This is a genomic window from Nocardia sp. NPDC050713 (genome assembly GCF_040654315.1).
In the GTDB taxonomy this organism is placed as follows: Bacteria; Actinomycetota; Actinomycetes; order Mycobacteriales; family Mycobacteriaceae; genus Nocardia.
Genome location: NZ_JBFAHS010000002.1, coordinates 265985 through 276722 on the forward strand (window position 1 = coordinate 265985; position 10738 = coordinate 276722).

Here is a 10738-nt window from a genome sequence, read left to right on the forward strand (position 1 = left end):
GCGCCTTCGCACAGCCCTGTATCGGGCAAAGCAACCGGCTAGTTGCGCTTGGCGACGAAGACTTCCAACCCGTCGAGGATGCGTTGCAGGCCGAAGTCGAAGTGGTCGAAGGAGGAGTCGAAGGCCGATTCGGAGAGCGAGGCCATGATGGGGTAATTGCCGGTGGCCATGGCCTTTTCGAGGGCGGGGGATTGGGCTTCCCAGAACTCGGCGTCGGTCATGCCCGTGGAGCGCTCGGCCTCCTCGGCGAACATTTGGGTGCGGGCGACGCCCCAGACGTAGCCGGAGATCATCACCAGCACCGAGATCAGTTCGGGGTCGGCCAAGCCCATCGGTTTGATCCCGCCGACGAGGTGCTCCATGCCTGCGAGTGTGCCGGGGCCGAGGACCGGTCGGGTCTGATTGACCTGAAGCAGCCAGGGATGGCGGCGGTACATCTCGAGCATTTCGTACGCGTACTCCCGCAGCATCGCGCGCCAGCCGTCGGGCGGGACGGCCGTCTCCGGCGGTTGCTGGACCCGGTCGAGCATCAGGTCGAGCAGTTCGGCCTTGCCCGGCAGATACCGGTACAGCGACATCGTGCCGGTGCCCAACTCGGTGGCGACGCGCCGCATGGTGACCGCGGCAAGGCCTTCCGCGTCGGCCACCCGTATCGCGGCCTCGACGATCCGATCCAGTGTCAGCGTGGGTTTGGGCCCACGACTCGGTCGGTGGCCGGTGTCCCAGAGCAGGTCGAGTGTGCGCGCGAGGTCGCCGCTGCCGCTGGTCTCGGTGGTCGTCATGGCTTCAGATTAAACGCTTGGCGCAGAACTGGGTACGTTGTACCCTAATTCGGGTACAACGTACCCAGTTAAGGGTCCACAGGGAGGATGCGGTGAACGACTACGCGGTGCGGGCCGAGGGCTTGCGCAAGAGATATGGGGACAAGAACGCGCTCGACGGCTTCGAGCTCACCGTGCGACGCGGCACGGTGCACGGCCTGCTCGGCCCGAATGGCGCGGGCAAGACGACCGCCGTGCGCATCTTGTCCACCCTGATCCGGCTCGACGACGGCCACGCGACGGTGGCCGGACTCGATGTCGTGCGGCAAGCCAGGGAGGTCAGGGCGCGCATCGGGCTGACGGGCCAGTACGCCGCGGTCGACGAGGTGCTCACCGGACGGCAGAACCTCGAGATGTTCGGCAGGCTGTTCCATCTCGGCGGGCGCGGGGCCAAAGAGCGGGCCGCCGAACTGCTGGAGCGCTTCGATCTCGTCGAGGCCGCCGACCGCGGCGTCGGCAAGTACAGCGGCGGCATGCGGCGCAGGCTCGATCTGGCCGCCTCGATGATCCTGGCCCCGGATGTGCTGTTCCTGGACGAGCCGACCACTGGACTGGATCCGCGCAGCCGCGGCGAGGTGTGGGAGTCGGTGCGCGCGTTGGTCGCCGACGGCACCACCGTGCTGCTCACCACGCAATACCTCGAGGAGGCCGACCGGCTCGCCTCCCGGATCACGGTCATCGACCAGGGCCGCGCAATCGCCGACGACACCCCGGACGGTCTGAAGAACACCGTGGGCGGCGACCTGATCGAGGTGGTCGCCACGGAGGCCGCCGATCTGCCGCTGGTGGCCAAGGTGCTCGCCAGGGTCTGCACCGGCGAGCCCGACACCGACGACGCCGAGCGCCGGGTGTACGCGCCGGTGACCGACCGCGTCGCCGCGCTCACCGACGTGGCGCGCACGCTGCAGGACGAGGGCATCGCGGTCGAGGACATCGGCCTGCGCCGACCGAGCCTCGACGACGTCTTCCTCCAGCTGACCGGACACCGCACGACCGCCGAGGAGGCCGCCTGATGAACACGATCGATCTCGTGCAGAACCGCTCCCGCGTGTATTGGGCGTTCGCGGACTGCTGGAACGTGGTGCGGCGCGGGCTGACCCACTACCAGCGCCAGCCGGTGAACATCGCCTGGCAGCTCGGCTTCCCGATTCTGTCGGTGCTGCTCTACGGCTACGTCTTCGGCAGTGCCATGACGGTGCCCGGCGGCGGCGACTACCGGGACTTCCTGATGCCGGGCATGTTCGCGATGACGATGGCGTTCGGCTTCATCAACACCGCGACGCTCGTCGTCTACGACGCGACCAAGGGCGTCATCGACCGATTCCGCTCGATGCCGATGGCGCCTTCTGCGGTGGTGTCCGGACGCGGCGTCACCGATCTGATCGTGGCCTGCGCCGAGCTGACCATTCTGATGATCACCGCCTACGCGATCGGCTGGCGACCCGACGGCGGAATCCTCGGCGCGGCGGCGTCCTTCGCGCTGTTGCTGTGGCTGCGATTCGCGCTGATCTGGCTCGGCGTCTGGCTCGGGCTGATCGTGCCGAATCCGGAGGCGGCGGGTGGGTTGTTCGCCGTCGCGTTCCCGCTGACGATGATCTCCAGCATCTTCGTCGCTCCGCAGCTGATGCCGAGCTGGCTCGGGCACATCGCGGCGTGGAATCCCATCTCCTCGACCGTGGCCGCTACTCGCGAACTGTTCGGAACGCCGGTGGGCAGCGGTGATTCGTGGATCGAACAGCACGCGGTGTTGATGGCGGTGGTGTGGCCGCTGGTGCTGACCGGGATCTTCCTGCCGCTCGCGGTGCGTCGCTTCCAGCGATTGAGCCGCTGAAACCCGTTCGCTGCCCGGCACTACCGATCGTGCCGGGCAGCGAACGTTCGCTACGGCCGCGCTGTTTCGAGAACGGCGGCTTCCGGCACAGCGGGACGCGGCATCCTGGCGCCGAACCCGACGAGGCCCGCGGCGAGCGCGACCGCGGCAACGACGTACCACCCGCGACGGAAAGCATCGAGGGTGGCGAGTGGGTCGCCGGGAGAGCCGAGGACCGCGACCAGCACGGCGACACCGACGGCCAAACCGATTTGGCGCGCCATGCTCAACACCGCCGACCCCGTGGCGAACTGTTGCGGCGGAATGCCGCTGGTGCCCGCCGCGAACGCGGTCGGCAGCGTCAGGCCGACGCCGAGACCGCTGACGACCATGCCGGGAAGCAGACCCGCGGGATAGTCCGGCGCGAGCTCGATCGCGCGCGCCCACCACACCATGCCCGCGGCGAAAGCCACACCGCCCGCGGCGATCACGGGACCGGCGCCGACACGCCCGATCAGCCTGCCCGCCAAGACGGCGACAATCGGCACCACCAGCGGCCCCGGCGCGATGGCTAGCCCGGTGCGCAGCGCCGACCACCCCCATACGTTCTGCGCCCACAGCACCACCGACAGCAGCATGCCCGCGAAGGCCACCTGGAACAGCACCGAATTGGCCGCCATCAGCGCGAAATTCGGGCCCCGCAGCAAACCGGGGTCGACGACCGGACTGTGGTGACGTGCCGAGGAAACAGCGAAGGCGACACCGAACACCGCCGAGGCGGCGAAAGCGCCGAGCGCCTCCGGTGACGTCCATCCCCAGTCCTCGCCCTTCACCAGTCCGAGCACCACCGCGGCGATCGCCCCGACCAGCGCGACCGCGCCGAACAGATCCGGCAGCGCGCCACCGTCGCCGCGCGGATCGGGCAACCTGCGCAGACCGGCGACGAGGGCGACGAGCCCGATCGGCACGTTCACCAGAAATACCCAGCGCCAATCGATTTCGACGAGCAGTCCGCCGACGACCGGCCCCAGCGCCGCGCCGAGGCCGCCGAACGCCACCCACAGGCGCACCGCCGTGGCCCGGCGCTCGGGCGGTGTCGCCGCGAGCACCAGACCCAGCGACGAGGGGGTGAGCATGGCCCCGCCGACCGCCTGCAACACCCGAAACGCCACCAGCGAGGCCACATTCCACGCGGCCGCGCACGCCGCGGAACCGAGCACGAACACGGCCAAGCCGAGCAGGAAGGTGGTCCGATTGCTGCCGCGGTCGCCCAGGCGTCCCGCGGGAACCAGCAGTGCCGCGAACACGATGGCGTAGGCGTTCAGCACCCAGGACAGTCCGGCGAGCTCGGCGCCGCCGAACTCGCGCGCCATGTCGGGCAGCGCCACGTTGACGATGAACAGGTCCAGGCTCGACAGCAGGACACCGACGGACACGATGCCGAGCACGAGCCGCGAATCGGCAGCGGGCCGATTTTCTGTGGGCACAGCGGTATTCACACGTTCCTCCGCTTCAGCCGAGAACTCGACGGGTTTGCCTGGCCGAGACCAGCAACCGCCCGGTCGCGTCCCAGATGTCGACGTCGTCCACCGACCAGCCGCCGCCGGTGCCGGTGTTCGCGGCGCGCACCAATACCGGCTGCCCGGCGGGCGCTGCGAAGTCGGTGTGCAGGTGCATCGAGAACGCGACGGTCGGGACGGCGATCGGAGCGGACAGGGTAGGGAAGATGCCGGGCGGCAGCGCGTCGGCCAGGATCGCGAGGGTGGCCGCGTCGATGATCATCGGCGGGCTCAGCGCGATCCACGCGCACATCCACGCCTGCGCGGCGCCGGTCAACGGCAGCGGGCCCGCGGCGGGCCGGATGTCGAAATGCGCTCCCACGGGGACGATTTCGGGCGGCAATCGGAAGGTCGCGCAGGCATCGGCGGCCGCGACCTCGGGGGCAGGACGTTCGGCGCGGTCCGGTACCGAGCTCGGCGCGGTGCGGCCGAGTGTGATCGAGGCCGCGGCGACCTCGCCCGATTCCTGCCGCGCTATCACGTCGACGATCGCGGTGCCGCGCCCGAGTGGGCGCGCGGTGGCCGAGAAGACGAACGCGCCGTCGACGGGCCTGCCGAGGAAACGCAGATCAACGGCGCGCACCGGGAGTTCCTCGCCCGTCGCCCGCCGGGCCACCGCCACGAGCAGCGCGGCGATCACGCCGCCGTGCGGGCCGGTCCAGCCCCGCCACGTTCGATCCACCCGGGCCTGCCAGGCGCCGGGGCCGGTCGCGTCGAGCGCGAACTCCTCGGCCAACGGCCGGTCAGTGAGTTGCTTCATGAAACGCACCATAGGGTAGTGAGTTCTTTGAAGCAACCGACTAGGCTGTCGGCATGCGCAGGACGAGCTTCGAGGACATGAACTGCTCGCTGGCCCAGTGCCTGGAGGTGGTGGGCGAGTGGTGGACGTTGCTGATCGTGCGCGACGCCCTGTTCGGCGTAACCCGCTTCGACGACTTCCGCGCCAGGCTCGGCATCGCGCGCAATGTGCTGACCCAACGCCTGGAGCACCTGGTGGCCAACGGAATCCTGGAAAAGGTTCCGTACCAGGAGAATCCGCCTCGGCACGACTACCGGCTCACGCCGAAGGGGCGTTCGCTGTGGTTGGTCGTCACCGCGATGCGGCAGTGGGGCGACGAATGGGCCGCGCCGGACGGTCCGCCGCTGGAGACGGTGCACACCACTTGTGGCCATCGGACGACGATCGAGCCGGTGTGCTCGGAGTGCGGCGAGCGCGTCCAGGGGCGTGAACTGCGGCCGGTGTACGGTCCCGGCGCCCGCGACAAGTCGCTGATCCCGGCCGCGCTGGCCCAGGACGCGGCCCGTAGCGCGCCGCCGCGATAGGCTGCGCGCGTGACGGACGCGCGGGTGGAGACGGTGATCGATACGGTCGCGTGGGTGCGGATCGAAGACGGTCGCATCCTGTGCGCGCGACCACGCGGCAAGGGCATCTTCTACATTCCCGGCGGCAAGAGGGAAGGCGCGGAGACGGATCTGCAGACGCTGCTGCGCGAGATCGAGGAGGAGCTCACCGTCACGCTGGTGCCCGAAACCGCCCGGCACGTCGGCACTTACGAGGCGGCAGTGCACGGACCGGCCGATGGCGTGACCGTTCGCATGAGTTGCTACACCGCCGACTATCGCGGCACTCTGACCGCCAGTAGCGAGATCGATGAGATGGCTTGGTTCGGTTACGCCGATCGTGACTCCGTGCCGCCGGTCGACCAGTTGCTCTTCGACGATCTGGCCGCGGCCGGTCTGCTGCACTGAAGCCGGTCGGCCGTACCTGGTCGATCCGCACTCCGCTCGGTTCGCTTGTCGTACTTGGCATCCGCTCTACCGAGGCCGTGCCCGCTCTCACACCGGCATCATCTATACGCCACCGTATGCAAGGTCTAACCTGGTCATATACGGCACCGTATAAGACGGTCCGGTGGGCGAAGGAGGACGCACGATGCAGGAGTTGTCACGAGCCGACGAGATGACCGGGGACGACATCGAGTTGCCCGTCTTCCAGCAGCACCAGATTCCCGAAGCGATCTTGGCGCTCGCCACGATCCCCGATCCCGACTACATCGACCTGTTCACGCTCGTCACCGGCGACGCCGGGGACTGGTCGCCGGAACAGTGGGCGCGCGCCGCCTTCGGGGACGTCGCGGGGTTGCAGGGGCAGTTCATCTGGCGCGTTCTACTCGGCATACGCCTCGCCTGGCGGCGGTCACCTGACCACGTAGCCGGTTGGCGGATCGCGGCACGGGGCGACAACTGGATCACGCTCGCCGCGCCCTCTTGGATGCTCACTGGCAATCTGGTGGTCCACATCGATGGTGAGCATCTGTCGCTGGCCACGATCATCGACTACGACCGGCCGATCGCCGAGCGCATCTGGGGCCGGTTGTCGGCCGTTCACCGGAGCCTGGCGCCCGGTCTGCTCCGCGATGCGCACGCGGCCGTACGCGCGAAACCGCGCCGACGGACGGCTCGGTAAAGCGGACATCGCCTCCGGGGTGCGAGCGGGCGGCATCGCCTGCCCCGCGATACGGTCCCAGTATGAGGTCGGTTCGCTCGCTCGCCCTTTGGGCCGCCTACGCGGTGGTCGCGCTGCCGCTGGCCGCCGCGCCGGTCGCGGTTCGGATGCGCATGCCGCGCAGGTGGCTGCGTGAGCCGATCCGTCGACGCGGGATCACGCCCGCTCGGGTCGTGGCGCATTCGGTGCTGAGCGCGGGCGTCGGCCTGCTGGCCTGGTTTCTGGTCTTCCTCGCGGCTATCGCCGTCGTCCGCGGCGTCTGCTATCCGCTGGTCGCGGCCGACGACTACGAGAACTCTTGGGGCGGGCCGACATTGGCGGGGGCGTGGGCGGTGCACGCGGCGCTCGGCGTCGGTCTGCTTCCGGTCTGGCTCGCGGTGCTCGCCGGGCTCGGCGCACTGCAACTGCGGCTGATTCGCAAGTTGTTCGAACGCGCCGGGCCGGCCTGGCCGGTCCCGGCGGCGCTCGTCCTCGCCGTAGCGGGGGTGTTCGTCTTCCTGTCCTGGCTCAGCCAGGTGTGAACGACCCCGTCAGCAGAGCGGGTACTTCGAGCCCATGAACTGCCCCTTCAGCAGGCAGACGATGAGCTCGACGAAGTCGCGGCCGTAAGTGGCCGAGCCGCTGGCCGATCCGGAATCCGCGACCGCCGCGGAAGCGGCGGGTACCGGCGCCGGTGCGGCCTGAGCGGGCGCGGTGACCAGCCCCGTCGAGGTCACCAGCGCGCCGGAGACGGCGAGGGTGACCAGGGCTTTTCTGATATTCGGAGACAGTGACATTGGAATCTTCCTTTCGTTCGCGGCAAGTATCGAAGCAGCGAGCGGCGGCCCGACAGCCCCGAACTGCCGGGGCACTCGTTTCTGGGTCGCGACCGCGTTGCCGGTGAATAACGTTGTGCGCGCGAGGCGCTCGGCGCGGGCGCGGGATCGTACCGTGAACAGTAGGGGGCCGCCAGACCACGGGGCAGTGAACTGCGCGACTCGCAAGACGAACGTCCATTCCTTGACAGGCGCCGGACTCCGGGGAAACACTGGGAAGACGCCTAAGTGGAGAGGTCATCTCCTCTTAGGTTCGACCGGTCGGCCCCCGAAACAGCGTTGTTCTTCCGTCGAAGGCGGTTCGATGACCATCACGACAACCACCACGAACCGGCCAGGCATCGTCGCCCTGCGCGATCCGCGAGCGCGCGATGCCGAGCTCACCGGCGCCAAGGCGGCGGCGCTGGCCACGGCCGCCGCGCACGGCCTGCCCGTGCTGGAGGGCTTCGTCCTGACCACCGCGTGGTCGCACCGCGGCGACCCGCCCGAAGCCGAATGGCGCGGCCTCTCCGGCGCGGGCGCGAAAGCCCTTGTGGTGCGGTCCTCTTCGGTCGCCGAGGACGGTGCGCACCAGTCCATGGCCGGATTGTTCACCTCCGTGCTCGACGTGCGCGACTGGCAGGGATTCCGGGACGCCGTCGACGAGGTGCTCGCCTCGGGACCGCCGGCCGACCTCGGCGCGGGCGTGGACGCCGCGATGGCGGTGCTCGTGCAGCCGTTCCTCGCGGCGGGCTGGGGCGGCGTCGTCTTCACCGCCGACCCGGTGACCGGGCGCACCGACCGCATGATGATCAGTGCCTCGCGGCGCGGACCCAGCGCGGTCGTCGGCGGCGCCGAGGGCGGGTGGACCGCGACCATCACCCGGCGCGGACGCGTGACCTCGGTCGCGACGCCCGAGGCCGATCCGCTGCCGATCGGGCTGCGGCGCAAAGTCGTTCGGCTGGCGCTGCGCGCGGAGCGGGTGTTCGGCGGTGCGCTGGACATCGAATGGGCGATCGACAGGCGTGGCCGGGTGATCCTGCTACAGGCCCGGCCGGTCACCGCCTTGCACGGACCGGCGCGTGGCCCGGTCCTCGGACCCGGTCCGCTGGCCGAGACCTTTCCCGACCCGCTGCGCCCGCTCGAACAGGATCTGTGGCTTTCGCCCCTCGCCGATGGCCTCCGTGTCGCGATCGATATGACCGGAGCCGCGTCGTCACGCGCGCTGCACGAGTCACCGGTCGCCACCGCGGTGCGCGGAATCGCGGTCGCCGATCTCGAATTGCTCGGTGTGGTGCGCCCACGCCGCAGCCTCGCGCGGCTGCTCGATCCGCGGCCAGGAGCGCGGCGGCTCGGCGCGGCCATGCGGGTCGGCAGGCTCGCCGTGGCGCTGCCCGACCTGGCTCAGCAGACCTGCGAGCGCGTCGACACGGATTTGGCCGAGGTGCCGCCGCTCACCGAACTCCCCGACCTCGCGCTGCTCGCGGTGCTCGACAACACCCGCACCGCGCTGACCGCGCTGCACGGCTACGAGGCGTTGGCCGGAATGCTCGGCGGGAAGGGCGAATCCGCGCCCACCGCGGCCGAGATGGCGCTGTCGGCGCTCGCCACCGCCCGCGCCACCGGTCTGCCCGAGGAACGGGTGATCGAGGAACTGCCGGTCGTGCTGGCGTTGACCCCGCCGCGGATCGGTCCGCCGCCGCGAGTGCCCGAAGTCCAGGGTGACCCGCTGCCCATCGGCGACGGTGCGGGCGAGCTCGCGCTGGCCAGGGAGGCGCTGCGGCTGCGCGCCCGCTGGGTGCAAGAACTCGGGGCGAGGGCGGCGTGGGAACTCGGCGGCAGGCTCGCCGCGGCCGGACTGCTGGACGACCCAAGAACTTCGACCCTGTTGTCGCTGGACGAACTGCGCACAGCAGTGCGATACCGGCGGCTACCGGACGACCTGGCCGACCGCACGGCGCCGGACGATCTTCCGCTGCCCGCCGAATTCCGGCTCGCCACCGATGGTTTCCCGATCGCGGTGTCCAGGGGACGCGGCCGCACCGACCGCGGCATCGGCGCGGGCGGCGGCGTCGGCCGCGGCATGGTGCACATCGGCGATCGTCCGCCCGCGGGATCGGTCCTGGTCGTGCGGCATCTCGATCCGCGGCTCGCCGTGGTGGTGCCGCGGCTGTCGGGCCTGATCGCCGAAACCGGAAGTCCGCTCAGTCATCTGGCGATCCTGGCTCGCGAGCACGGCGTCCCGGTGGTGGTCGGCTACCCCGACGCCACCCGCCGATTGCCCGACGGCGCGGTGGTCCAGGTGGACGGGCGCAGCGGCGAAGTGCGGCAATCGATCGAGACGGAGGAACCCCGATGACTCGGGATCGCGGTGCGCGCGGGCTCGGCGTGCTGCTCGCCATCGGCACGCTGATCGCCACGGGCGCTTACGTCTTCGTCTACCTGTACCGGTGGGAGTGGAACCGCGCCATTCTGACCGCGGTGCTGTTCATCGCCGCCGAGATCGCGCTGGTCGCCATGCTGTTGACCAAGCGACTGCGCGACATGCAGCGCGAACTCGGAGCGGCGGCGGACCGGGCGCGCACCGCGCGGATCGTGCACGCGGCCACACCCGCGCCGCGGGTCACCTTCGCCTGGCTCAGCAGACCCGATCGGCTCGGGGTGTTCGTTCCGGTGCTGCTGGCGAGCGGGGTGCTGCTGACCGGGGTGGCGTGGCTGGTGGAGCGGCTCGCCAAAGCCACCGCGGGTCCCGTCACCGAACGCCATATCGTCGACCGCCTGGACCGGCTGCACTTGCCGCCCAACGGTTTCCTCACCCCGCGCGCGGACCGCCTGCATCTGCTGCACGGCCCGCTGGTGCGATCGCGGCGGTGACCCGATGCGCCGGATTCTGCTGCTCGCTGCGGGCGCGGTCCTCGTCGCGACGGTACTGCTCGTCATGGCGCAGAACATGAAGTTCGAAACCGATCGGGGCGCGGCGGCGAGCACGCAGGTGGCGCGCTTCGACGCGCGCGCCAAGGACGCCGACGGGGCGACCGAGCCCGCACTTCGCTTGTGGGACAAGTGCGCCAGCCACGTCAACCACGTGCTCGTGGTCGCGGGACCGGTGGCCGACGGCGACGCCTGGGCGGTGACGCTCACACCGGCGCTCGGCGAGCACACCGAACGCCGCCTCGTCGGCTGCCTGGAAGACTTCACCGTCGACGGCGTGCTCGGCCGCTACCTCGGCTCGCGGGCCGGGTAGGCGT

Annotated in this window: 13 protein-coding genes; 9 read left to right on the top strand and 4 right to left on the bottom strand. The window is 70.2% G+C overall.

The genetic code is table 11. The annotated features are described in order from the left end of the window. Positions 1–38: 38 nt before the first annotated feature. A complete protein-coding gene (locus tag AB0H49_RS04525; protein ID WP_357247109.1) occupies positions 39–782 on the bottom strand; it encodes a TetR/AcrR family transcriptional regulator in 744 nt (247 codons plus the stop codon). 92 nt (positions 783–874) lie between these two features. Between AB0H49_RS04525 and AB0H49_RS04530 the strand changes: the two genes are divergently transcribed. Further along, complete coding sequence (locus tag AB0H49_RS04530; RefSeq protein WP_355001642.1) at positions 875–1834, top strand: ATP-binding cassette domain-containing protein; 960 nt, start codon at positions 875–877, stop codon at positions 1832–1834. Continuing rightward, positions 1834–2652: an ABC transporter permease gene (locus AB0H49_RS04535; RefSeq protein WP_357247112.1), complete on the top strand. Its 819-nt coding sequence runs from the start codon at positions 1834–1836 to the stop codon at positions 2650–2652. Before AB0H49_RS04530 ends, AB0H49_RS04535 begins: the two co-directional genes overlap by 1 nt. A gap of 50 nt (positions 2653–2702) precedes the next feature. On the opposite strand, the gene AB0H49_RS04540 is transcribed toward AB0H49_RS04535, so the two are convergent. Together AB0H49_RS04540 and AB0H49_RS04545 are read right to left on the bottom strand one after the other, a co-directional pair. Beyond that, positions 2703–4118 carry an MFS transporter gene (locus tag AB0H49_RS04540; RefSeq protein WP_357247115.1) on the bottom strand — a complete coding sequence of 472 codons (1416 nt, stop codon included), beginning with the start codon at positions 4116–4118 and terminating at the stop codon, positions 2703–2705. 25 nt (positions 4119–4143) lie between these two features. Continuing rightward, positions 4144–4950, bottom strand: coding sequence for a thioesterase family protein (locus tag AB0H49_RS04545; protein ID WP_357247118.1), 807 nt, complete (start codon positions 4948–4950; stop codon positions 4144–4146). Positions 4951–5003: 53 nt separating this feature from the next. Between AB0H49_RS04545 and AB0H49_RS04550 the strand changes: the two genes are divergently transcribed. The 4 genes from AB0H49_RS04550 to AB0H49_RS04565 all read left to right on the top strand — a co-directional run bounded on the left by AB0H49_RS04550 (position 5004) and on the right by AB0H49_RS04565 (position 7217). Next, positions 5004–5513 carry a helix-turn-helix domain-containing protein gene (locus AB0H49_RS04550; RefSeq protein ID WP_357247121.1) on the top strand — a complete coding sequence of 170 codons (510 nt, stop codon included), beginning with the start codon at positions 5004–5006 and terminating at the stop codon, positions 5511–5513. A 9-nt stretch (positions 5514–5522) separates the two neighbouring features. After that, a complete protein-coding gene (locus AB0H49_RS04555) occupies positions 5523–5939 on the top strand; it encodes an NUDIX domain-containing protein (protein WP_357247124.1) in 417 nt (138 codons plus the stop codon). A gap of 184 nt (positions 5940–6123) precedes the next feature. Beyond that, entirely contained in the window at positions 6124–6657 is a 534-nt protein-coding gene (locus AB0H49_RS04560; protein ID WP_357247127.1) for a hypothetical protein, read from the top strand. A gap of 62 nt (positions 6658–6719) precedes the next feature. After that, positions 6720–7217, top strand: a complete 498-nt coding sequence (locus AB0H49_RS04565; protein WP_355001635.1) for a hypothetical protein — start codon at positions 6720–6722, stop codon at positions 7215–7217. A 9-nt stretch (positions 7218–7226) separates the two neighbouring features. On the opposite strand, the gene AB0H49_RS04570 is transcribed toward AB0H49_RS04565, so the two are convergent. After that, positions 7227–7472, bottom strand: a complete 246-nt coding sequence (locus AB0H49_RS04570; protein WP_355001634.1) for a hypothetical protein — start codon at positions 7470–7472, stop codon at positions 7227–7229. Between the two features lie 343 nt (positions 7473–7815). Here AB0H49_RS04570 and AB0H49_RS04575 point away from each other — a divergent pair, with 343 nt between their 5' ends. Genes AB0H49_RS04575 through AB0H49_RS04585 form a run of 3 tightly spaced genes read left to right on the top strand, consistent with a single transcriptional unit; the run spans position 7816 to position 10734 of the window. Beyond that, entirely contained in the window at positions 7816–9849 is a 2034-nt protein-coding gene (locus AB0H49_RS04575; RefSeq protein WP_357247131.1) for a PEP/pyruvate-binding domain-containing protein, read from the top strand. Next, positions 9846–10364 (top strand): hypothetical protein, encoded by a 519-nt coding sequence (locus tag AB0H49_RS04580; RefSeq protein ID WP_355001632.1) that lies wholly within the window; start codon positions 9846–9848, stop codon positions 10362–10364. The genes AB0H49_RS04575 and AB0H49_RS04580 overlap by 4 nt, the downstream gene beginning before the upstream one ends. Positions 10365–10368: 4 nt before the next feature. Beyond that, positions 10369–10734, top strand: coding sequence for a hypothetical protein (locus AB0H49_RS04585; RefSeq protein WP_357247134.1), 366 nt, complete (start codon positions 10369–10371; stop codon positions 10732–10734). Positions 10735–10738 lie beyond the last annotated feature (4 nt).